A 24,045-nucleotide genomic window follows, 5' to 3' on the forward strand; every position below is an offset into this window, starting at 1 on the left:
TAGGTTTAAATAGTAGATGCAAAAAAGGTCGCCCATGGCGACCTTTTCTTCTTCCTCTGCGTAAGTAGGGATTACTTACGTGGGATTTCGATTTTACGCTCTTCAGACTGGCGGTATAGCACAAGTACTTTACCAATTGTCTGAACTTTTTCAGCGCCCGTCTCACGTACGATAGCGTCGATGATCAGCTGTTTTGTCTCACGGTCTTCTGATGCAACTTTAATTTTGATCAGTTCGTGGTGGTCAAGAGCGATTTCAATTTCTGCTAGCACGGCTTCTGTAAGTCCATTTGCGCCCATTAGCACAACAGGTTTTAAACTGTGAGCCAGGCCTTTTAGGTGCTGCTTTTGTTTGGTGCTTAGGTTCATTACGCGGCCAATTTTCTTTAAAATAAGGGTTGAAAAAAGCTATTTTAACGCCATCTATTGCTGAAGACTATAATTTATTGAGTAATAGGTTGAGCCTATTAAAACAATAGCTCCTAATTACGCCTTGTTGGGATTAAAATGAGTAAACAAAAACATTCGGCTAGTTCTGGTCGTTGGTTGAAAGAACACTTTGATGATAAATACGCAAACGAAGCTCGTAAAAAAGGCTACCGTTCTCGTGCTTACTTCAAAATCGAAGAGATCCAAACGAAAGATAAATTGTTGAAATCTGGGATGACTGTCGTCGATTTAGGTGCAGCTCCAGGTGGATGGTCTCAATATGCTGCTAAGATAATAGGTGAAGAGGGTCAAATCATTGCGTGTGACTTACTGCCTATGGATCCAATCGCTGGTGTAAGCTTCCTGCAAGGTGACTTTCGTGACGAGGCGGTTTTAGATGCTCTATTAGAAAGAATCCAACCTTCGATGGTTGACGTAGTAATGTCTGATATGGCTCCTAACATCGCTGGTAATAACTCTGTAGATCAGCCACGAGCTATGTATTTAGTTGAATTGGCTTTAGATATGTGTCGACAAGTTCTAGCACCTAATGGTAGCTTTGTCGTAAAGGTTTTCCAGGGTGAAGGCTTCGATCAATTTGTGAAAGAAGTCCGAGACATGTTTAAAGTCGTAAAAATCAGAAAACCAGACTCATCGCGAGCTCGCTCCCGAGAAGTCTTCGTTGTAGCCACTGGTTACAAAGGTTAAGTATTTCGCTCGTTTAGAGCATGGTTAACACTATAGCTACAGGAAATGAACTGTAGTACCCTACCTTTAATTACAATTAGTTATCGAGAGGCTGACACCTTGAGTGACATGGCAAAAAATTTAATTCTGTGGCTTGTTATCGCTGTCGTATTGATGTCGGTATTCCAGAGCTTTGGCCCTGGAGAGAGCAATGGCAGAACCGTGGATTACACCACGTTTGTACAGGAAGTTGGCCAAGGCCAGATTCAAGAAGCAACTTTTAAAGACGGTGAGATTAGCTTTGTTCGTCGCGGCGGCGGTGCCAAAATGGTCACTTACATGCCTGTGTATGACCAAAAGCTTCTAGATGACCTAATTAATCAAAACGTGAAAGTGCAAGGTACGCCTCCTGAAGAGCAAAGCCTGCTAGGCACTATTTTCATTTCTTGGTTCCCAATGATCTTACTGATCGGTGTATGGATTTTCTTCATGCGTCAAATGCAAGGCGGCGGCGGTAAAGGCGCTATGTCTTTCGGTAAGAGCAAAGCTCGTATGATGAGCGAAGAGCAGATCAAGACAACTTTTGCGGACGTTGCAGGCTGTGACGAAGCAAAAGAAGACGTAAAAGAATTGGTGGACTACCTGCGTGATCCAAGCCGCTTCCAAAAACTGGGCGGTAAGATTCCAACAGGTGTTTTAATGGTTGGTCCTCCTGGTACTGGTAAAACGCTACTAGCGAAAGCCATTGCTGGTGAAGCAAAAGTACCGTTCTTTACTATCTCTGGTTCTGATTTCGTAGAAATGTTCGTAGGTGTTGGCGCATCTCGTGTACGTGACATGTTTGAACAAGCGAAGAAAGCGGCACCTTGTATCATCTTCATCGATGAGATCGATGCGGTTGGTCGTCAACGTGGTGCAGGTGTTGGTGGTGGTCACGATGAACGTGAACAAACACTAAACCAAATGCTTGTAGAGATGGATGGTTTTGAAGGTAACGAAGGTATCATTGTTATCGCTGCGACTAACCGTCCTGACGTACTTGACCCTGCGCTGTTGCGTCCTGGCCGTTTTGACCGTCAAGTCGTTGTTGGTCTTCCAGACGTACGTGGTCGTGAGCAAATTCTTAAAGTACACATGCGTAAAGTGCCTCTAGCGGGTGACGTAGAGCCATCTCTAATTGCACGTGGTACTCCAGGTTTCTCTGGTGCTGACTTAGCAAACTTAGTTAACGAAGCGGCTCTATTTGCTGCACGCGGCAACAAGCGCAACGTTTCTATGGTTGAGTTTGAACTGGCTAAAGACAAAATCATGATGGGTGCAGAGCGCCGTTCAATGGTGATGTCTGAGGAAGTGAAAGAATCAACAGCATACCACGAAGCGGGGCACGCAATTGTTGGTCGCTTGGTTCCTGAACACGATCCAGTTTACAAAGTGTCTATCATTCCACGTGGTCGTGCGTTGGGTGTGACTATGTACCTACCTGAGCAAGACCGTGTGAGTATGTCTCGCCAACACCTAGAATCAATGGTTTCTAGCTTGTACGGTGGTCGTCTAGCGGAAGAGCTGATCTACGGTGCTGACAAAGTATCGACAGGTGCATCGAACGATATCGAACGTGCAACAGACATCGCTCGTAAGATGGTTACGCAGTGGGGCTTCTCTGAGAAACTTGGTCCGCTACTGTATGCGGAAGAAGAAGGTGAAGTGTTCCTAGGACGTAGTGTTACTCAGACTAAACACATGTCTGATGACACAGCGAAGCTAATCGATGATGAAGTTCGCAAGATCATCGACCGTAACTACGACCGTGCGAAACAAATCTTGCAAGACAACATGGATATCATGCATGCGATGAAAGACGCGCTAATGAAGTATGAAACCATTGATGCTGGCCAGATTGATGATCTGATGGAGCGTAAGGCGGACATTCGTGAGCCTGCTGGTTGGGGTGACAAGCCTGCAAACAAACCAGAAGACAACGATAAGCCTCAAGCGAAACCTGAAGCAAAAGCTGAAGAGAAATCAGAAGAGCCTACAAAACCAGTAGAGCAACCGGCTTCTCAAGAAGCGACTTCAAGCGAAGCGCCAGAAAAGAAAGACTCTGAATAAAGAGTAGCCTTTGATAATAAACCCCGAGTTAAGCTCGGGGTTTTTGTATATGTTGTGATTATTAAAGCTATGATTATTAAAGCAAACAACAAATCTCTCGACCTTTCTCGCCCTCACGTCATGGCGATTCTCAATGTAACCCCTGACTCCTTCTCCGATGGCGGTAAGTTCAACTCTCTCGATCTTGCGCTTGCCCAGGCTGAGAAAATGATTGCTGCTGGCGTCAGTATTATCGATATCGGTGGCGAGTCGACGCGTCCCGGCGCCCCAGATATTGAGCTCGAGGAAGAACTACAACGCGTCATTCCAGTTATCAAAGCGATTCGCAAAAAATACGATGTTTGGATTTCTGTCGACACCAGTAAAGCTGAAGTGATGCGCCAAGCGGTTGCTGCTGGTGCTGACCTCATTAACGATGTTCGTGCACTTCAAGAGCCAGGAGCATTAGAGGTAGCAGCAGAAGCTAAATTGCCAATTTGCTTGATGCACATGAAAGGTCAACCTAGAACGATGCAGGCAAATCCACAGTATGATGATCTGATGGAAGATGTCTCAGAATTTCTCAAAAAACGCATTGCTGCTTGTGAAGCGGTGGGTATTGATAAGTCTCAACTTATCCTAGACCCAGGTTTTGGCTTTGGCAAAACCATAGAACACAATTATCATATGCTCGCTCATCTCGATAAGTTCCATGAATTCGGTTTACCAATACTTGCTGGTATGTCGCGTAAGTCAATGATCTTTAAGCTGTTGGATAAACCCGCAGCGGAATGTACTAATGCAAGCGTGGTCTGTGCGACTATCGCTGCAATGAAAGGTGCGCAGATCATTCGAGTTCATGACTTTGAAGAAACCATTGAAGCAATGAAGGTGGTTGAGATGACGAACAAAAATATCAAAAAGAATTAAGGAAAGTTTTATGTCTGATAAAAGACGTTATTTTGGTACTGACGGTGTGCGCGGTAAAGTTGGTCAATACCCGATTACTCCGGATTTCGTACTAAAGCTTGGCTGGGCTGCTGGTCGTGTACTAGCAAAACAAGGCACTAAGAAAGTTATCATCGGTAAAGATACGCGTATCTCTGGCTACATGCTTGAATCTGCTCTTGAAGCCGGTCTTGCAGCAGCTGGCCTGAAAGCAACCTTTACGGGTCCAATGCCAACCCCTGCGGTTGCTTACCTAACGCAAACCTTCCGTGCGGAAGCGGGTATCGTTATTTCAGCGTCTCATAACCCTTACTACGACAACGGTATTAAGTTCTTCTCATCTGAAGGTACTAAGCTTCCGGATGATATCGAGCTTGCTATTGAAGCGGAGCTAGACAAAGACATCGAATGTGTGGAGTCTGCTGAGCTTGGTAAAGCGACTCGTCTAAACGATGCAGCAGGTCGTTACATCGAATTTTGTAAGAGCACTTTCCCTTCTGAGTTGAGTCTTGCAAACCTAAAAATTGTTGTTGACTGTGCACACGGTGCGACTTACCACATCGCTCCTAACGTATTCAAAGAGTTAGGCGCAGAAGTTGTCGCAATGGGTGTTGAGCCAAACGGCACTAACATTAACGCTGAAGTGGGTGCGACTGACGTTCGTGCATTACAAAAGCGTGTGGTAGAAGAGCAAGCTCATCTTGGCCTAGCGTTCGATGGTGATGGTGACCGTATCATCATGGTTGACCATTTAGGTAACAAGATTGATGGTGACCAAATCGCTTACATCATCGCACGTGACGCACTGCGTCGTGGTGAACTAAAAGGTGGTGTTGTTGGTACGCTAATGACCAACCTAGGCATGGAAAATGGCTTAAAGCAATTGGGTATTCCATTTGTACGTGCTGCTGTAGGTGACCGCTACGTAATGGAACAGCTACTTGCGAAAGGCTGGAAAATTGGTGCGGAAAACTCAGGTCACGTTATCTTGCTAGACAAAGTCACTACAGGTGATGCTATTGTTGCTGCGTTGCAAGTTCTTGCTTCTGTAGTTGGCAGTGATATGACACTACACGACTTGTCTCAAGGGATGACGCTTTACCCACAAGTGCTAGAAAACGTACGTTTTGCTGGTGAAAGCAACCCACTTGAAGCCCAAGCTGTACTAGACTCAGTAGCAGCGGTTGAAGCTGAGCTTGGTGACAAAGGTCGCGTACTGCTTCGCAAATCAGGTACTGAGCCTTTGATCCGAGTGATGGTTGAGGGTGAAGATGCTGAACTTGTTCAAAGCTCTGCGCTTAAAATTGCAGATGCAGTAAAAGCAAGTTGTTAATCATTGCGTTAACCTATTTTGCGAGAGAAAAGGGCATCTTTTGCCCTTTTTTTGAGCGCTTAATGCGTTAGCACTGACTTTTTGCTAATTTTCCCTTGTCAGCGTTACTGGCTTTCGCTAGTATTGCTCCGCCTCCCGTTAGGAGGTCGCTAGCCTTGTTCATAAATAAACATCATTGTTTTTGAACGGCGCTGGCTCAACAATTTGGAACATAGGTGGAAAAAAATGTTTTCAGTTCTACTTGTGATTTACCTGTTGGCGGCGCTTGGTGTGATTGGCCTTGTGTTGATTCAACAAGGTAAAGGCGCAGATATGGGAGCCTCGTTCGGTGCAGGTGCTTCAAACACAGTGTTTGGTGCAAGCGGCTCAGGTAATTTCTTAACCCGAACAACTGCTATTTTAGCAACCGTATTTTTTATCATTAGCTTGTTACTTGGTCGTATGTCTACGCACAAGACTGAGTCACAATGGGTAGACCCAACACTAGGTCAGCCAGTTGTAGAACAAGTTAAAGATGCAGCAAGTGAAGTTCCAGCACCAGCAGGTGATGAGATTCCACAATAAGCTGTAAAGGTTTATGTAGCCGAGATGGTGAAATTGGTAGACACGCTAGCATGAGGTGCTAGTGCCTTTGGTGTGAGGGTTCGAGTCCCTCTCTCGGCACCATGAATTTACAAACTTGTAAATCACTTAGTTGAGCGTATAATGCTCAGCAAGTCGGACGCGGGGTGGAGCAGCTTGGTAGCTCGTCGGGCTCATAACCCGAAGGTCGTCGGTTCAAATCCGGCCCCCGCAACCAATCTCTTCTTTCATTGGAAAGAATGATTCGATTGGCAAGTTTGCACAGTGCTAACCACACTGTGAGTTAAGAAAAGCAAATTTTTGGCTATTCTTAACGTATCAGGGTCCAGCAGCATAAAACCCCGACTTTCGGGGTTTTTTGTTATCTGAGTTTTTGTAATTTAACTCGGATCACTGCTTGGTTTTTTGATTGGGCTCTGAGCCCTTTTTTTGTTTCTGGAGTGGTTCAAATGACTGGTTTAGAAAGACAACTTACTGAAATGCTTGAAGCTCCAGTAGAGGCATCAGGCTATGAGTTGGTTGGATTAGAATTTATTCGTGCGGGTGCGCACTCAACGTTACGTATCTACATCGACCACGAAAATGGCATCAATGTAGACGCTTGTGCAGAAGTAAGCCATCAGGTTAGCGCAGTACTAGACGTTGAAGATCCAATTTCTGTTGCTTACAGCCTAGAAGTTTCTTCTCCAGGCTTAGAAAGACCACTTTTCAAAGCAGCACATTACGAGCAATTTATTGGTCACGAGGTCAGCATCGTTTTGAAAATGGCTGTTGCAAACCGTCGTAAGTGGGCAGGTATTATCCACAGCGTAGATGGTGAGACAATTGCAGTTACTGTTGATGGGCAACAAGAAGAGTTTGCTCTAAGTAACATTTCAAAAGCTAACCTGATCCCTAAATTTTAGTTCCCTAAAAAATTTGAAGCTTAGAGGCTAAATACAATGAGTAAAGAAATTTTAGCGGTAGCAGAAGCGGTATCGAACGAAAAAGCGGTACCTCGTGAGCGTATCTTTGAAGCTCTTGAGATTGCTCTAGCAACTTCTACAAAGAAAAAATACGAAATCGAAATCGATGTACGTGTCGCTATCGACCGTAAAACGGGTGAGTTTGAAACTTTCCGCCGTTGGTTGGTTGTAGAAGATGTAGAAAACCCAACAAAAGAAATCTCTCTAGAAGCTGCACAGTATGAAGATGCAGACATTCAACTAGGTGATTTCGTAGAAGACGATATCCCATCGGTTACATTTGACCGTATTACGACTCAAACTGCTAAGCAAGTTATCGTACAAAAAGTACGTGAAGCTGAGCGTGCACAAATCGTAGAACAGTTTATCGACAACGAAGGTGACCTAATCACTGGTGTTGTTAAGAAAGTAAACCGTGAAACAGTTGTAATGGATCTAGGTAACAACGCAGAAGCGGTAATCCTACGTGATGACCAACTTCCTCGTGAAAACTTCCGTCCAGGTGACCGTGTTCGTGGTCTTCTGTACAAAGTTGCTCCAGAAGCGCGTGGTTTCCAACTGTTCATTACACGTTCTAAGCCAGAAATGCTGGCAGAACTATTCCGTGTAGAAGTACCAGAAATCGCTGAAGAAATCATCGAGCTTAAAGGTGCTGCACGTGATCCAGGTTCTCGCGCTAAGATCGCTGTTAAAACAAATGACAAACGTATCGACCCTGTAGGTGCGTGTGTTGGTATGCGTGGTGCACGTGTACAAGCAGTATCTGGTGAGCTTGGTGGTGAGCGTATTGATATCGTTCTTTGGGACGATAACCCAGCTCAATTCGTTATCAACGCAATGGCGCCAGCTGACGTTGCTTCTATCATCGTTGATGAAGATGCACACTCAATGGACATCGCAGTTGAAGCTGACAACCTAGCGCAAGCTATCGGTCGTAACGGTCAAAACGTACGTCTAGCATCTCAACTAACTGGTTGGGAACTGAACGTAATGACTGTGGCAGATCTTCAGAAGAAACACGCTGAAGAATCTCAAGCGTCTATCGAAAACTTCATGAAGTACCTAGACATTGAAGAAGACTTCGCTCAACTGCTTGTTGAAGAAGGTTTCTCAACGCTAGAAGAAATCGCATACGTTCCAGTTAACGAACTGCTAGACGTAGACGGCCTAAACGAAGAGCTTGTAGAAGAGCTTCGTAGCCGTGCGAAAGACGCGCTAACGACAATTGCCCTAGCGCAAGAAGAGTCTTTTGAAGGTCTAGAGCCAGCTGATGATCTACTAGGCCTTGAAGGTCTAGAGCGTGAGATGGCATTCAAGTTGGCAGCAAAAGGTGTAGCAACACTAGAAGATCTAGCCGACCAAGGTATCGACGATTTAGAAGGTATTGAAGGCCTGACAGAAGAACGCGCAGGTGAGCTTATCATGGCTGCACGTAACATCTGTTGGTTCGGCGAAGAAGCATAATATCAGCAAGGAGGAAGCGGCATGACACAATTAACAGTTAAAGCTCTGAGTGAAGAGATTGGTACTCCAGTCGACCGCTTAATGGAACAACTTGCTGACGCTGGCATGAACAAAGCGAGTTCTGACCATGTATCGGATGAAGAGAAGCAAAAGCTTCTCTCTCACCTGAAGAAAGAGCACGGCGATAAGTCGGGCGAATCTGAACCTACTAGACTGACGCTTCAACGTAAGACTCGTAGCACGCTAAGTGTTGCAGCAGGTGGCGGCAAAAGTAAGGATGTTCAAGTAGAAGTGCGTAAGAAGCGCACATATGTGAAGCGCAGCACTATCGAAGACGACGCAAAACGTGAGGCTGAGGAAGCAGCAAAGCGTGAAGCTGAAGAGCTTGCGAAGCGTGAGGCAGAAGAACAAGCCAAACGTGAAGCTGCAGAGAAAGCACAGCGCGAAGCCGATGAGAAAGCGAAACGTGAAGCGGATGCAAAACGTGAAGCTGAAGAAAAGGCAAAACGCGCACAAGCTGAAAAGGCTAAGAAAGACATGAATGCAAAAAATGCGGATGCTAATACGCAAGCGAAGAAAGAAGCTGACGAGCTAAAGCGTCGTCAGGAAGAAGAAGCCCAACGTAAAGCTGAGCAAGAAGCCGCGAAGCTTGTTGAAGAAGCTCGTAAACTTGCAGAAGAGAACGAAGCTCGTTGGTCTGAAGAAGAGTCTAAGAAGAAAGAACTTGAAAACTCTGACTACCACGTAACCACTTCTCGTTACGCTCGTGAAGCTGAAGATGCAGCTGACCGTAAAGAAGAAGGCGGTGCTCGTCGTAAGAAGAAGAAGCCAGCAAAAGAAGAGCAATCACGCGGTGGTCGTAACCAACGTGGTGGCAAAGGCCGTAACAAAGGCAAGCTTGCTAAGCCAACTTCAATGCAACACGGTTTCGATAAGTCTGCGACTGTAGCAAAACAAGACGTAGTAATCGGTGAAACAATCGTTCTTTCTGAACTTGCTAACAAGATGTCGGTTAAAGCGACAGAAGTTATCAAAGTAATGATGAAGATGGGCGCTATGGCGACTATCAACCAAGTGATCGACCAAGAAACAGCACAGCTTGTTGCTGAAGAAATGGGTCACAAGGTAGTTCTTCGTAAAGAGAACGAACTGGAAGAAGCAGTACTATCTGATCGTGATACAAACGCAGAAGCAGTACCACGCGCTCCAGTTGTAACTATCATGGGTCACGTTGACCACGGTAAAACGTCAACACTTGACTACATCCGTCGTACACACGTTGCTTCAGGCGAAGCGGGTGGTATTACACAGCACATCGGTGCTTACCACGTTGAAACTGACAACGGCATGATCACGTTCCTTGATACTCCTGGACACGCAGCGTTTACTGCAATGCGTGCTCGTGGTGCTCAAGCGACAGATATCGTTGTTCTTGTAGTTGCAGCAGACGATGGCGTAATGCCACAAACAGTTGAAGCGATCCAGCACGCGAAAGCGGCAGGCGTTCCTCTAATTGTTGCTGTGAACAAGATCGATAAAGAAGACGCGAACCCAGACAACGTTAAGAATGAGCTAGCTCAATACGACGTAATCCCTGAAGAATGGGGCGGTGAGAACATGTTCGTTCACATCTCTGCTAAACAGGGTACAAACATCGATGGTCTTCTAGAAGCAATCCTTCTTCAGTCTGAAGTTCTTGAACTTACCGCTGTAGCTGAAGGCATGGCATCTGGTGTTGTTGTTGAATCTCGCCTAGATAAAGGTCGCGGTCCAGTTGCAACAGTACTTGTTCAATCAGGTACGCTAAACAAAGGCGACATCGTTCTTTGTGGCCAAGAATACGGTCGTGTTCGTGCAATGCGTGACGAACTAGGTCAAGAAATCACAGAAGCTGGTCCATCTATCCCTGTAGAGATCCTAGGTCTTTCAGGCGTACCATCTTCAGGTGACGAAGCAACAGTAGTACGTGACGAGCGTAAAGCGCGTGAAGTAGCAAACTACCGTGCTGGTAAGTTCCGTGAAGTGAAACTTGCTCGTCAGCAGAAATCTAAACTAGAGAACATGTTCTCTAACATGACTGCTGGTGAAGTTGCTGAACTAAACGTAGTACTGAAAGCTGACGTACAAGGTTCTGTAGAAGCAATCGCAGACTCTCTACTGAAACTGTCTACTGACGAAGTTAAAGTGAACATCGTTGGTTCTGGTGTTGGTGGTATTACTGAGACTGACGCAGTTCTTGCAGAAGCTTCAAACGCAATCATCCTTGGCTTTAACGTACGTGCGGATGCATCTGCTCGCCGTGCAATTGAAGCAGCAAGCGTTGACCTACGTTACTACTCAATCATTTACCAATTGATTGACGAAGTTAAACAAGCAATGGGCGGTATGCTTGCTCCAGAATTCAAGCAAGAAATCATTGGTCTTGCTGAAGTACGTGACGTATTTAAGTCACCGAAACTGGGCGCAATCGCTGGTTGTATGGTTACTGAAGGTCTAATTAAGCGTAACAACCCAATCCGCGTTCTACGCGACAACGTTGTTATCTACGAAGGTGAACTAGAGTCACTTCGTCGCTTTAAAGATGACGTTCAAGAAGTTAAGAATGGCTACGAGTGTGGTATCGGCGTTAAGAACTACAACGACGTTCGCGTTGGCGACCAGATCGAAGTATTCGAAGTCGTTGAAATCAAACGTACTCTAGACTAATTGACTAAAATTACTAAACGTCTGAAAGACAAATAGTAATTGGTTGTTGAATACACCATGGGGGGCTGGCTTGACCATCCCCCCATTCTTTCTATTTAAGAGAATGAATATGTCAAAAGAATTTAGCCGCACGCAGCGCGTATCACAGCAGCTGCAAAAAGAACTTGCGATGATCCTTCAACGTGAAGTTCGTGACTCTCGCCTAGGCATGGTTACGATTTCTGATGTAGAAGTATCACGCGATCTTGCTTACGCAAAAGTATTCGTTACTTTCCTATGTGTGGGTGAGCAAACGCCAGAATCATGCCTAGCAGCACTACGTGAGCACGAAGTGCACATCCGTATGATGCTTGGTAAGCGTATTCGCCTACGTCTGACGCCTGAAATCCGTTTCTACTACGACAACACATTAGTAGAAGGTATGCGTATGTCGAACCTAGTTTCTGAAGTTGTTAACGAAGATAAACGTAAACAGCAAGATTCAGGTCGCGAAGAAGATCAGGCAGGGGAAGAGTAATGGCTCGTCGTCGTAAAGGTCGTCCAATTAATGGCGTTATCTTGTTGGACAAACCAACAGGTATTTCTTCAAATGATGCACTGCAAAAAGTAAAACGTATTTTCTTTGCTGAAAAAGCGGGTCATACGGGTGCATTGGACCCACTAGCGACGGGCATGTTGCCAATCTGCTTAGGCGAAGCAACTAAGTTCTCTCAGTTCTTGTTGGATTCAGACAAGCGCTACCGCGTAATCGCAAAATTGGGTGAGCGTACTGATACGTCTGACTCTGATGGCGAAGTGGTAGAGACGCGTCCAGTTGACGTGAACCTTGAGAAGTTAGAAGCGTGCATCGACACGTTCCGTGGTGAATCAGACCAAGTACCTTCAATGTTCTCTGCATTGAAATACCAAGGTAAGCCATTGTACGAGTACGCTCGTAAAGGCATTGAAGTGCCACGTGAATCGCGCAAGATCACCGTATACGAAATCGTGCTTCACCGTTTTGAAGGTGACGAAGTTGAGATGGAAGTACACTGCTCGAAAGGCACTTACATCCGTACTATCGTTGATGACCTAGGTGAAATGCTTGGTTGTGGTGCACACGTGACCATGCTTCGTCGTACAGGTGTTGCAAAATATCCGTACGAAAAAATGGTAACGCTAGAGCAACTTAATGAGTTGCTAGAGCAAGCGCATCGTGACGAAGTGGCACCAAAAGAGTTGCTTGATCCACTGCTGTTGCCAATGGATACTGCCGTCGAAGATTTACCTGAGGTAAACCTAAACGCAGAGCTAACCAACTTGGTACAGCATGGTATGCCAGTACAAGTGTTTGGCGCGCCAGAAGGGACGCCAATTCGCATGACTTCTGGTGAAGATAAGCTGTTTATTGGCGTTGCTGAAGTGAACGACGATGGAAAAGTAGCACCAAAACGTTTGGTGGTTTTCCGCGACGAAGAGTAACTTCATCAAGCTCTAGAAAATACCGGCTGTAATGCCGGTATTTTTATATTGCGCGGGTGAGGAAACTTCCCTATAATTCGCGCTTCGCGTAGCGGCTGAATCAGAGATTGGCTGCTACAACTTTAAACTTACTCTTATTAGGAGAGAATTATGTCTCTGAATGCAGAAACTAAAGCAGCAATCGTTGCAGAATACGCACAAGGCGAAGGCGACACAGGTTCACCAGAAGTTCAAGTAGCTCTACTTACTGCTTCTATCAACCACCTACAAGGTCACTTCAAAGCACACAAAGGCGATCACCACAGCCGTCGTGGTCTTCTACGTATGGTTTCTCGTCGTCGTAAGCTTCTAGATTACCTAAAAGGTAAAAATCTAGCTCGCTACCAAGACCTAATCAAGCGTCTAGGCCTACGTCGCTAATCAGCGACTGCATAGCAGTTTGTCTAAAAGGGGCTTTATGCCCCTTTTTTGTTGCCCGTTACTTATTTTCACTGCTATAGCTTAGCCAAATCAAACTTATGCCGTTATACTACACGCGGCTAAATCTCGTTTTGGGATTTTCACAAAGACTCATTGCATTACAGTCAACCACGTCGACCAAAAGGTCGCGACTATTAAAAGCGAATTGCACATCATGTCAGTTTGTTTTCACTAGTCGCGATTCGTAATGTCTTGAGTATCAATCAATACTCTCTGAGCAAGTCCATCGATGCGCTTAGAAACAAGGAATAACAATGTTCGAAAAACCAGTTGTTAAAACGTTCCAGTACGGTAACCACACAGTTACTCTAGAAACTGGCGTTATCGCACGTCAAGCTACGGCAGCCGTTATGGTAACTATGGACGATACAGCAGTATTCGTTTCTGTAGTTGGTAAAAAAGAAGCAGTTGAAGGTCAAGACTTCTTCCCGCTAACAGTTAACTACCAAGAGCGTACTTACGCTGCAGGTAAAATCCCTGGTGGTTTCTTCAAGCGTGAAGGTCGTCCATCTGAAGGTGAAACGCTAACGGCTCGTCTAATCGACCGTCCAATCCGTCCACTTTTCCCAGATGCATTCAAAAACGAAGTACAAGTTATCGCAACGGTAGTATCTGTTAACCCAGATGTTCAACCTGATATCGTAACTATGATCGGTACTTCTGCGGCGCTAGCTATCTCTGGTATTCCGTTCAACGGTCCTATCGGTGCTGCACGTGTTGGTCACATCGACGGTCAACTAGTACTTAACCCAAGCAACACTGAACTAGAAGCTTCTAAGCTAGACCTAGTTGTTGCAGGTACTGAATCTGCAGTACTAATGGTTGAGTCAGAAGCTGACAACCTAACTGAAGAAGAAATGCTATCAGCGGTTGTTTACGGCCACGACCAACAACAAACAGTGATCAACGCAATCAACGAGTTTGCTGCTGAAGTAGCGACTCCTGCTTGGGATTGGGTTGCTCCAGAAGAGAACACAGCGCTTGTAAACAAGATCGCTGAACTGGCTGAAGCTAAGCTTGTTGAAGCTTACCAAATCACAGAGAAGATGGCTCGTTACGACCGCATCCACGAGATCGCTGGTGAAGTAAACGAAGTGCTACTTGCTGAAGATCCAGAAGCGAACACAAAAGAAATCCACACTATCTTCCACGATCTAGAGAAGACAGTTGTACGTCGCAGCATCATCGCTGGTAACCCACGTATCGACGGCCGTGAAAAAGACATGGTTCGTGCGCTAGACGTACGTACTGGTGTTCTTCCTCGTACACACGGTTCATCACTATTTACACGTGGCGAAACTCAGGCTCTAGTAACTGCGACTCTAGGTACGCAGCGTGATGCTCAAATCATCGACGAGCTAACAGGTGAGCGTAAAGATCACTTCCTACTACACTACAACTTCCCTCCATACTGTGTTGGTGAAACTGGTTTTGTAGGTTCTCCTAAGCGTCGTGAAATCGGTCACGGTAAACTGGCTAAACGTGGTATCGCAGCAGTAATGCCTTCTGTTGATGAATTCCCATACACAGTACGTGTTGTATCGGAAATCACGGAATCTAACGGTTCTTCTTCAATGGCTTCTGTATGTGGTACTTCTCTTGCTCTTATGGATGCAGGTGTGCCAATCAAGTCTTCTGTTGCGGGTATCGCAATGGGTCTTGTTAAAGAAGGCGACGACTTCGTTGTTCTTTCTGACATCCTTGGTGACGAAGACCACCTAGGTGACATGGACTTTAAAGTAGCGGGTACTAACACTGGTATCACAGCACTTCAAATGGATATCAAGATCGAAGGTATCACTAAAGAGATCATGCAAATTGCGCTTAACCAAGCTCAAGGTGCACGTAAGCACATCCTATCTGTAATGGATGAGGCTATCTCTGGTGCTCGTGAAGATATCTCCGAATTCGCTCCTCGCATTCACACAATGAAGATCAGCGCAGAGAAGATCAAAGACGTTATCGGTAAAGGTGGTGCAGTTATCCGTGCTCTAACTGAAGAGACTGGTACAACTATCGAAATCGAAGACGACGGCACTATCAAGATTGCAGCAACTGAAGGTGCAGCAGCGAAAGAAGCTATCCGCCGCATCGAAGAGATCACTGCTGAAGTTGAAGTAGGTCGTATCTACACTGGTAAGGTTGCACGTCTAGCTGACTTTGGTGCATTCGTAACGGTTCTTCCAGGTAAAGATGGTCTAGTACACATCTCTCAAATCGCTGAAAAACGCGTTGAGAAAGTGTCTGACTACCTAACTGAAGGTCAAGAAGTTCAAGTTAAAGTTCTTGAAATCGACCGCCAAGGCCGTGTACGTCTAAGTATGAAAGAAGCAGTAGAGAAGCCAGCAGAAGAAGCAAACGACGCTTCTGAAGCAAAAGGCGAGTAATCTAAGTTTCGACTTTTGGTCTTTTATTAGCTTAAGAGACTGAAAGCATGCTATAAAAGGGGAGCATTTTCGCTCCCCTTTTTTTTGGCCTGTTTCGACAAGTTTAGCCTCAAGCGAAGTTATATATCCTATAGTGCATAAAGAGAAACAGACCCAGAGCGGTCCAAACAGGAGTACCAATTAGTGAAATGGTTTCAAACCGCAAGTTTATGTGTCGCTATCGCGCTGACCGGTTGTGCTAATACCTCTCAACATTCGGCACAAAAGTGGATCTATCCTCCGATGGCGGTACCGCTACAGCCAAGCGTTCAGCAAGAAGTTCAGATTGCACGTCTTTCCCAGCTTTTACAGCGTCCAGACTTGAGCGATGAAGTTCGCGCTAAGATGCACTACGAGCGTGGTAACTACTACGACAGTGTAGGCCTGCGTGATTTGGCTCGTTTGGACTTTAATCAGTCTCTACAACTGAACCCTGCTCAACCAGATATCTTCAACCTATTGGGTGTTTACTTTACCCAAGTGGGTGAATTTGATGCCGCTTACGAAGCATTTGATTCAACACTTGAGCTCGCGCCACAGAATTCATACGCAGAGCGTAACCGTGCAATTGCCTTGTATTACGGTGGTCGCATCGACCTTGCTCTGGAAGACATGACTAAGCATTATGAAGAAATGCCGAGTGACCCGTTCCGTGCACTGTGGCTTTACATCATTGAAGCTGAACAAAACCCAGAGCAAGCAAAAGCGAGCTTAGAGAAACGTTACCAACGTGACCGCAGTGAAGAGTGGGGTTGGGTTCTGGTTGCGATTATGCTGCGTGATGTGTCTGATGATGCTGCGCTTAAAGCCATCATGGATGGTACGCGTGAAAACTACCGTCTTGCTGAACGTTTAACTGAAACTTACTTCTACCTTGGTAAGCGTTACCAATTAGAAGGTGATATTGCCGATGCGATTTCGTTGTACAAGTTAGCAATCTCTTTCAACGTTTATGAATACGTAGAACACCGTTACTCTTTCTTGGAGTTGGCGCAAATCTACGATCAGTTGCAGCAAGAACAACTTGCTAAGCTCAAAGCCGAGCAACAGCAACAAGAAGAAAAATAACCATGAGCCGCTCAACTAGAGCGGCTTTTTTGTGCTTGAAGAATTTGGTGAGCTTCTCTAAAATAGTTAGCCTTGCTAACTAAATGAGCAAAGCATAATGGCATTAGAAAAAAGCCTGATTGAGTTAGAACGATTTTGTGCCAAAGCGTGGCGTGTTTATGCCAAGGAAGATCCGCTTTCACATTTGAGCTTTAATGAGTTCGATTACTTACGAGTGATTCAGCTTCATCCAGAAGGTGTGCGTATTACGGACTTAGCTGAAGAGCTGCAAGTCACCAAACCTTCAGCTTCAAATATGGTGGTTCGTTTGGAGAAAAAGGGGTTGGTTAGACGCATCGCTTGTAACGAAGATGCGCGTTCAAAGCGCGTTCTGCTCACGGAAGAAGTGATAGCAGAGATGTCCCTTGAACAGGTGGTATACAAGGATATTTCTGAACAACTCGTGCGTAAACTTGATAAGCAAGAAGCACAGCAGCTGAAAGCGCTACTGGATAAAGCGCTCGGAAACTAAACATACATTTTATTCTTTTATCTATTTAGTTAGCTTTGCTAACTATTGGTGGTAGTCATGCAAAACTCTATATACAAACAGTTTTGGAAATACACAATTCCGACCGTCGCAGCCATGTTGGTCAACGGCTTATACCAAGTCGTGGATGGTATCTTTATTGGTCGTTATGTGGGGGCTGATGGATTAGCCGGGATCAACGTCGCGTGGCCGATCATTGGCTCGATACTTGGTATCGGTATGATGGTGGGCGTAGGTACGGGGGCACTCGCCTCTATCAAACAAGGTGAAAAAGACGGTGAAGGAGCTAAACGTATTCTCTCAACCGGTCTATTGCTTTTAGTTGCTTTGATGCCTGTCGTAGCGACAACCTTGTTCTTCTTCGCTGATGACTTTATTCGTTGGCAAGGGGCTGAAGGGCGAGTATACGAACTAGGTTTACAGTACCTGCACATCTTAAGCGTGGCGTGTGTGTTCTCGCTTGGTTCAATCGCAGTGCCGTTTTTGCTGCGTAACGATGATAGCCCGAACTTAGCGACCATCTTGATGGTGATTGGTGCCGTGATCAATATCGTGCTTGATTACCTGTTTATTGCTTGGCTTGGTTGGGAGCTTGAAGGTGCAGCGATTGCGACTGCGTTAGCACAGATGGTGGTCACCATTCTTGGTGTGGGATATTTCTTTACTTCAAGAGCGAAGATGCGTTTGACTATCAGCGATCTTAAGATGCAGTTTGATGTTATCCCTAAGATTGTCATGATCGGCACATCGAGCTTCTTTATGTACGCATACGGCTCGATGATGGTCGCTCTGCATAATGCGCTGTTTGCCCAGTACGGTAGTGCGTTGTTGATTGGTGCTTACGCCATCTTGGGTTATATCGTGACGGTCTACTACTTGATCGCGGAAGGCATCGCTAATGGTATGCAGCCTTTAGTGAGCTATAACCATGGTGCACGCAACCAAGACAATATTCGTAAGCTGTTGAAGGTCGCAATGGGCACGTCAGTGTTTGGTGGTGTCGCGTTTGTTATTCTGATGAACATCTTCCCGTACGAGTTTGTGTCGGTGTTCAACAATGCCGATCAAAACCTGATTGATGCGACAGTAGTGGGGATTCGCCTCCATATGTTTGCATTGTTCTTGGATGGTTTCTTAGTGGTTGCTGCGGCGTACTACCAATCGGTGAACAAAGGCAGTAAAGCGATGTTTGTGACCATTGGTAATATGGCAATTCAATTGCCGTTCTTGTTCATCATGCCAAAACTTCTAGGCGTAACGGGTATTTGGATTGCATTCCCACTGTCTAACATCGCCTTGAGTTTAGTGGTGATGACAATGTTGTGGCGTGATATTAAGAAGCTAATGAACGAGAGTTCAGCAGAGCCAAGTATTCAAGCGTCTTAACGACGAAAAGATGTAAAAAAAGCGAGGTCAGTACCTCGCTTTTTTATTACTTTGGAACCTTAAGCAGGGATTAGATGTTCTTCACTTCTAGACCTGCAAGTTGATGCCAGTAACCGTTACATTGGCGGTCTTGGATCTTACCTGGGTTGGTACCTTTCTCGTTTGAGCGGAATTGGTCTAGCTCAGAGAAGGTACTGAGACCTAGCGGGCTTAAACGAACCACATCAACCAGACCTTCCATGCTTGGTAGATCGTTGATCAGGTTGTAGCAGTAACCAGACTGAGTTTGGATGCCGTTTAAGTTAAACACTTCTTGGCCTTCTTGGCTGCTTACTTGGATACCCGTTGGGTACTTAATACAGCAAGTTTCGCAGTCGTCTTTGGCTTTGTTTTCTGCACGAGCGGTAAAGCAGCGCGCCGAGTAAGCCAGTGGCAGATAACCGTGGCTGAAAACTTCCACTTCAAATTTATTGCGAATACCGAGTTCATCACATTGAACCAAGGTGTTGCTGAGCCATTCACGAGACAGCTCCACAGGCATACACCAGCGGATCATGCCTTGTTTCAGGAACAAGTTAAGCGTGTGCGCGTTGTAAGTGTTAACTGCAGGGCCAACGACGAATGGCACTTTGTGCTCAGAAGCCAGTTGAACCGCAGACACATCGTTGGCTTCAATCGCGAAGTCACCGTTGTCGATGTACTTCTTCATGATGTTCACTTCACTTGGCGCTTCTAATAGTGCCATCGTGGAAAGCACGACTTGTTTGCCAGATGCAGACAGCTCTTTCGCGATATCGAACCAATGTGCAGGCTTCATTTCACGACGTTTCGAACATACGGTTTCACCTAGGTAGATGATGTCCGCAGAGCTTGATTTCGCTTGTTCGTAAAACGCTTCAACGTCTTGCTTTGGCCAGAAGTACAACAGTGGACCAAGTGCGTATTTCATTGAGTTATCCATCTTAACCTCTACTGCCATTTACGGTGGTAAGCACCAAGTGTGGTTTGCGTACCTTCAGATACGTTTGCCAATGCTGCATTCCAAGCCGCTTCAACTTGGTAAGCTTCTGGATTTGCTTGGTAACGATCAATCGCTGCACGCCACGTGCGCGTTACTTGTTCTACGTAAGCAGGGCTACGTTGGCGACCTTCAATTTTTACGGAAGCCACATTTGCCGCAAACAGCTCAGGCAACATAGAAAGGGTGTTCAAACTGGTTGGTTCTTCCAGTGCATGGTAGCGTTTTTTCTCGCCTTCAATTTCAGCTTCAAAACGACCTTTACACAAAGTTGGGTAGCCCGCGTTTTCACCAGCGCTGTAGCGATCGATCAGAATATCGTTAAGACGCGATTCCAGACCGTTTTCTGTTTCTTGCCAGCGAACGTATTTCGCCGGAGAGCACGCACCAACGGTGTTTGGTGATTCGCCAGTCATGTAAGAAGACAGGTAGCAACGACCCTCTGACATGATGCACAGGCTACCAAAAGCAAAGACTTCCAGCTCGACATCGCTAGTGATGTTGCGAGAAAGCTGTTTTACCTGATGGATAGACAGTACGCGAGGCAGTACAACGCGTTTTACGTTGAAGTTTTGCTTGTAGAAATCTACCGCTGCAACGTTGGTCGCTGATGCTTGCACAGAAAGGTGTAGTTCGAGTTCTGGGTATTTGCGAGCAGCGTACTCAAGTACCGCAATGTCAGCCACGATAAGCGCGTCCACACCCAAGGCTGCGGCATTGTCGACCGCATTTGTCCAACGCTCGAAACCATTTGGGTGGGCAAACGTGTTTAATGCAACGTGGATCTTTTTGTTGCGGTCATGAACGTATTGCACCGCTTTTTCAAGCTTCTTGCCGTTGAAGTTCAGACCAGCAAAGTGACGAGCGTTGGTATCGTCTTTAAAGCCGATGTATACGGCGTCTGCACCGCAATCAATCGCGGTTTTTAGCGCAGGCAGGTTACCCGCAGGACACAAGAGTTCCATATGCTCACAATCATAGAGAATAAAAAGGTGCCCGCATTTTATGAAGAATTATGAATAGCGAAATTGACCTAAGTTAGGTTTAGCTCAATAAAGTTGAGATTTACCCCTTGAGAGTAAGGGGTAACACTCAGATTTTGTTGCAGTTGAGATCAGTTCTTATGACGGCGGTTTTGCGCAAACAACTCTTCAACCTCGTGTTTAGGTTGAGGACGGTAAAAATGGAAGCCCTGAATCGAGTTACATTGCAGGTTCGATAGCAGTGTTGCTTGTTGGTGGGTTTCCACACCTTCGGCGACCACGGTCAAATCCAATGATTTACCAAGGTTGATGATGTTCTCAATCACCGTCACCTGTTTTGGGAGCGTATCGATGTCGTTGATAAACGCGCGGTCGATTTTTAGTTCATCGATAGGGAAGCGTGCTAAGTAGGAAAGGGAAGAGTAACCCGTACCGAAGTCATCGATAGACAGGGCAAAACCAAGCTTCTTGATCGCATTAAGCATTTGCAGCGTGTGTTCGCTGTCGCTCATTACCGCACTTTCTGTTAGCTCGAAGGTAATGCAGCTTGGGTCAAGTTCGGTAGTGCGTAGTAGCTTCTCCATGTAGTCGATCAGCTGTGGGTTGCCAAACTGTTCTGGAGAGAGGTTGATCGCCACGCGTCCCGGTAGAATGCCTTGCAGTTTCCAGCGTTTTACCGTGTTAAACACATCGCGCATGACTACACGACCAAGGTGTTCAATCAAGCCTGCACGCTCAGCTACAGGAATAAATGCACCCGGGCTGATGTAACCTTCGACCGGATGCTTCCAACGTACTAGCGCTTCCGCTCCGTTAATGCTGAAGTCGCGAGCGTTAACTTTTGGTTGGTACCAGACTTCCAAGCCGTTTTGCTGCAACGCTTTTTGTAGCTCGATCTCCAACCACAAACGCATCCGCGCTTCTTTGTTCATCTGATCGTTAAATTTAATCAGGCGGTTACGACCACGGTCTTTTGCTTCATACATCGCGGTATCAGCGTTTTGCAGCAGAATGCGTGCGTCTTGCCCGTCTTCTGGGTAACGCACACTACCAATAGAACATGCTAGGCGCTTGCTGAAATGATGCAGATCGAAAGGTTGGTTGATCAGAGAAATAACGCGCTCAGATAAAATCTCCGCCATACGAGTGTTTTCTGGCTCAGGCAGGATGATGCCAAATTCGTCGCCGCCTAAATGGCCAATAATCGCTTGATTTGGCAAAGAACGTTTTAGACGAGCGGAAACTTCTTGAATCACTTTGTCACCGATGTGATGGCCAAGTGAGTCATTGATATTCTTAAAGTTATCGATGTCGAGGTAGAAAACCAGCAACGGCGTCTGGCTCTTAATCAGTTGCTCTAATCGTTTCGTAAAGCCGAAGCGGTTATACAGCTTGGTCAGCGAATCAATGTGGGCGTCTTCATTGGAATTGGAAGAGAGCAGCTTAGGTGCGTCATCGGCGTCTTGGATCAAAATGATTTGAGATTCACTGCCGAGAATGGCTGTGGTATCGGCATGCAATTGAACTTTACGTTCGAAGCCACAACGAGCACTGGTAAGACACACAAAAGGTTTTTCAGAAAGTAATGTGCTGATGCGATGAGTGAAGACTTTTTTGCTGTTTTCATCGATAAACAGACGAGTCAGCTCTTCTCCAAGTAGCTCATGAGGCGAGTTTAACCCGAGTAAACGTGCGGAGGCTGGATTGGCAGAAATGATGATGTCATCTTCCACCAACAGCAAACCGTCGGGCAAAAGCTGAGTTAGCTTAGCGAACTTGCTTTCGGACTCTTCTAACGAGCGAACCAGAATCTGTTTTTCGGACGTGTCGATGGCATGAAAAACCACAAAGCGAATTTCGTTTTCTTCATGAACGGGAGAAAGGCTGAAGTGAAGACTGGTTTCAAGATCGGTTTCGTCGAGCGTAATTTCCGCTTCAACATGATCACCTTTGAACGCGCGTTGGTAGTAGGGCGCGAGCTTCTTGTAGAACTGCTCTCCCAGTACTTGGCTGTCGTTCAGACCAACGATCTCGTCGTGTCCTAAGCCTGCAATGTCACAATAGCGATCACTCACCATTCGATAATTGTGTTTCTTATCAAGAATGGCAAAAAAGAATGGGCTATTTGAGGTAAGCGTTGCAAACCAATGTTGTAATTGCTGGGAAGGCATTAAGGTGTTACCGATCTCCAATGAGCCTGATTATTCGTCCGTGTAATAAAAACGCTATTTTGATAACTATAACTTTGAACATACCGTTATTAAAGCGTTTATCCACGACTTAGCGTCAATAATACACGTAAGGTCAAAAAAACGACGTTTGAGTGAGTAAACCGCCTACTTCTAAAACAAACAGATTTATTGATACATAACAGGTACAGGTATTACTCTATTGCGTAAGATAGACAACCTTATGACAAAGTAACGGATAATTAGCGTGTTAAACAAGATTCGCAGTCAACTAGTAAAGAACGCAGCATCAATTTTGCGATCTCCAGTCCAGTTATTGCCACAAACTGTTCAGAAAAAAGCCTTGCTAGAAGGTTTAAAAATGGTGTTCAAAGAAGCCCTAGAAGATGGTGATTTTGAGTTCCTTGAAGATAAGTGGCTGAAAGTTGCGATTAAAGACTTGAACTTAGCATGGTACATCAGCTACCAAGATGAAAAATTAGTGGTAGCAGAGAAACCGGTTCAGGAAGATGTGAGTTTTAGTGGTAACCTTAACGACCTAGTACTTATTGCTGGTCGCAAAGAAGACCCTGATACACTGTTCTTCCAACGTCGCCTTTCTATCGAGGGCGATACTGAGCTTGGCTTAGAAGTGAAAAACCTGATGGACAGTGTCGACTTAGAGCAGTTACCAAAAGCGATGCAAGTTGCACTGAACCAACTGGCTGACTTTGTTCAGAAAGGGGTTCAAGCGCCTGCACAAGAAACCGGAGTAGCGAATGCTTATTCGAACTGAAGCCCCTGCGGACATTCTCACCATTGACCGCTTATTAAAACACGCTTTCCCAACAGATGCGGAAGCCAACCTAGTGATGCGTTTGCGTGAAAACGGCAAGCTCACTTTGTCTTTGGTAGCCTGTACTGATGAAGGTGAAGTGGTTGGTCATGCGCTGTTTAGCCCTGTGACGTTGAATGGTGAAGATTTATCTTGGCAAGGTCTTGCGCCTTTGGCTGTGCATGAAGACTACCGCCGCCAAGGTATTGCTGCTGAGCTAATCAAAGAAGGTTTTGATTCGCTTCGTGACTTTGGTTACCCAGTGTGTGTGGTATTAGGTGAGCCAGATTACTACGCGCGCCAAGGCTTTACCGCTGCTGAAGATATGGGCTTCGACTGTGCATGGGAAGTGCCGCAAGGTGCGTTCCGCGTAGCAGAATTGGTCGAAGGTCAGTGTGACGGACGCTCTGGTCGCATCGATTATTCTCCAGAATTTTCTGAGCTATAATCGCCAATATTGAATGACAAAGCCCGCTGTAAAAAGCGGGCT

At 45.8% G+C, this 24,045-nt stretch carries 21 protein-coding genes and 2 tRNA genes; 19 read left to right on the forward strand and 4 right to left on the reverse strand.

What is annotated here, in order from left to right:
• Positions 1-71: 71 nt before the first annotated feature.
• A complete protein-coding gene (gene yhbY / locus KIT90_RS21480) occupies positions 72-368 on the reverse strand; it encodes a ribosome assembly RNA-binding protein YhbY (protein WP_005425257.1) in 297 nt (98 codons plus the stop codon).
• 138 nt (positions 369-506) lie between these two features.
• Between yhbY and rlmE the strand changes: the two genes are divergently transcribed.
• The 17 genes from rlmE to vmrA all read left to right on the forward strand — a co-directional run bounded on the left by rlmE (position 507) and on the right by vmrA (position 18,551).
• Positions 507-1,136, forward strand: a complete 630-nt coding sequence (gene rlmE, locus KIT90_RS21485; protein ID WP_005439450.1) for a 23S rRNA (uridine(2552)-2'-O)-methyltransferase RlmE — start codon at positions 507-509, stop codon at positions 1,134-1,136.
• 108 nt (positions 1,137-1,244) lie between these two features.
• A complete protein-coding gene (gene ftsH / locus KIT90_RS21490) occupies positions 1,245-3,224 on the forward strand; it encodes an ATP-dependent zinc metalloprotease FtsH (RefSeq protein ID WP_038894275.1) in 1,980 nt (659 codons plus the stop codon).
• Positions 3,225-3,293: 69 nt separating this feature from the next.
• Positions 3,294-4,133 (forward strand): dihydropteroate synthase, encoded by an 840-nt coding sequence (gene folP / locus KIT90_RS21495; RefSeq protein WP_285378629.1) that lies wholly within the window; start codon positions 3,294-3,296, stop codon positions 4,131-4,133.
• Positions 4,134-4,143: 10 nt separating this feature from the next.
• A complete protein-coding gene (gene glmM / locus KIT90_RS21500; RefSeq protein ID WP_009707527.1) occupies positions 4,144-5,484 on the forward strand; it encodes a phosphoglucosamine mutase in 1,341 nt (446 codons plus the stop codon).
• A gap of 225 nt (positions 5,485-5,709) precedes the next feature.
• Positions 5,710-6,048, forward strand: coding sequence for a preprotein translocase subunit SecG (gene secG, locus KIT90_RS21505; RefSeq protein WP_005439454.1), 339 nt, complete (start codon positions 5,710-5,712; stop codon positions 6,046-6,048).
• 18 nt (positions 6,049-6,066) lie between these two features.
• Positions 6,067-6,150: transfer RNA gene (locus KIT90_RS21510), tRNA-Leu, on the forward strand.
• A 56-nt stretch (positions 6,151-6,206) separates the two neighbouring features.
• Positions 6,207-6,283, forward strand: a tRNA-Met gene (locus tag KIT90_RS21515).
• 232 nt (positions 6,284-6,515) lie between these two features.
• Positions 6,516-6,971 (forward strand): ribosome maturation factor RimP, encoded by a 456-nt coding sequence (rimP, locus tag KIT90_RS21520; protein WP_005439455.1) that lies wholly within the window; start codon positions 6,516-6,518, stop codon positions 6,969-6,971.
• A gap of 36 nt (positions 6,972-7,007) precedes the next feature.
• Entirely contained in the window at positions 7,008-8,495 is a 1,488-nt protein-coding gene (gene nusA / locus KIT90_RS21525; RefSeq protein WP_285378631.1) for a transcription termination factor NusA, read from the forward strand.
• A 21-nt stretch (positions 8,496-8,516) separates the two neighbouring features.
• Positions 8,517-11,201, forward strand: coding sequence for a translation initiation factor IF-2 (gene infB, locus KIT90_RS21530; RefSeq protein ID WP_009707526.1), 2,685 nt, complete (start codon positions 8,517-8,519; stop codon positions 11,199-11,201).
• 109 nt (positions 11,202-11,310) lie between these two features.
• Complete coding sequence (gene rbfA, locus KIT90_RS21535; RefSeq protein WP_005431935.1) at positions 11,311-11,718, forward strand: 30S ribosome-binding factor RbfA; 408 nt, start codon at positions 11,311-11,313, stop codon at positions 11,716-11,718.
• A complete protein-coding gene (gene truB, locus KIT90_RS21540; RefSeq protein WP_020193888.1) occupies positions 11,718-12,662 on the forward strand; it encodes a tRNA pseudouridine(55) synthase TruB in 945 nt (314 codons plus the stop codon). Before rbfA ends, truB begins: the two co-directional genes overlap by 1 nt.
• A 150-nt stretch (positions 12,663-12,812) precedes the next feature.
• Positions 12,813-13,082, forward strand: coding sequence for a 30S ribosomal protein S15 (rpsO, locus tag KIT90_RS21545; RefSeq protein WP_005380094.1), 270 nt, complete (start codon positions 12,813-12,815; stop codon positions 13,080-13,082).
• A gap of 314 nt (positions 13,083-13,396) precedes the next feature.
• Complete coding sequence (pnp, locus tag KIT90_RS21550) at positions 13,397-15,529, forward strand: polyribonucleotide nucleotidyltransferase (RefSeq protein WP_009707524.1); 2,133 nt, start codon at positions 13,397-13,399, stop codon at positions 15,527-15,529.
• 183 nt (positions 15,530-15,712) lie between these two features.
• Positions 15,713-16,636, forward strand: a complete 924-nt coding sequence (nlpI, locus tag KIT90_RS21555; protein WP_285378633.1) for a lipoprotein NlpI — start codon at positions 15,713-15,715, stop codon at positions 16,634-16,636.
• A 97-nt stretch (positions 16,637-16,733) separates the two neighbouring features.
• Positions 16,734-17,147, forward strand: a complete 414-nt coding sequence (locus KIT90_RS21560) for a MarR family winged helix-turn-helix transcriptional regulator (RefSeq protein WP_005439471.1) — start codon at positions 16,734-16,736, stop codon at positions 17,145-17,147.
• A 57-nt stretch (positions 17,148-17,204) separates the two neighbouring features.
• On the forward strand, positions 17,205-18,551 hold the full coding sequence (gene vmrA, locus KIT90_RS21565; protein ID WP_285378636.1) for a sodium-coupled multidrug efflux MATE transporter VmrA: 1,347 nt from the start codon (positions 17,205-17,207) through the stop codon (positions 18,549-18,551).
• A 70-nt stretch (positions 18,552-18,621) separates the two neighbouring features.
• Here the strand turns inward: vmrA and KIT90_RS21570 are convergent, their stop codons facing one another.
• From KIT90_RS21570 to KIT90_RS21580, 3 genes are all read right to left on the reverse strand, one after another.
• Positions 18,622-19,500, reverse strand: coding sequence for a U32 family peptidase (locus KIT90_RS21570; RefSeq protein ID WP_009707523.1), 879 nt, complete (start codon positions 19,498-19,500; stop codon positions 18,622-18,624).
• 20 nt (positions 19,501-19,520) lie between these two features.
• Entirely contained in the window at positions 19,521-20,534 is a 1,014-nt protein-coding gene (locus KIT90_RS21575) for a peptidase U32 family protein (RefSeq protein ID WP_005439474.1), read from the reverse strand.
• A gap of 149 nt (positions 20,535-20,683) precedes the next feature.
• A complete protein-coding gene (locus tag KIT90_RS21580) occupies positions 20,684-22,723 on the reverse strand; it encodes an EAL domain-containing protein (protein ID WP_285378640.1) in 2,040 nt (679 codons plus the stop codon).
• Between the two features lie 265 nt (positions 22,724-22,988).
• Between KIT90_RS21580 and KIT90_RS21585 the strand changes: the two genes are divergently transcribed.
• Complete coding sequence (locus KIT90_RS21585) at positions 22,989-23,516, forward strand: SCP2 domain-containing protein (RefSeq protein ID WP_005431915.1); 528 nt, start codon at positions 22,989-22,991, stop codon at positions 23,514-23,516.
• On the forward strand, positions 23,500-24,003 hold the full coding sequence (locus KIT90_RS21590; protein ID WP_009707522.1) for a GNAT family N-acetyltransferase: 504 nt from the start codon (positions 23,500-23,502) through the stop codon (positions 24,001-24,003). The genes KIT90_RS21585 and KIT90_RS21590 overlap by 17 nt, the downstream gene beginning before the upstream one ends.
• The last annotated feature ends 42 nt before the right edge of the window (positions 24,004-24,045 follow it).

The sequence above is a fragment of the Vibrio sp. B172a genome, assembly GCF_030248355.1.
Lineage (GTDB): Bacteria > Pseudomonadota > Gammaproteobacteria > Enterobacterales > Vibrionaceae > Vibrio > Vibrio owensii.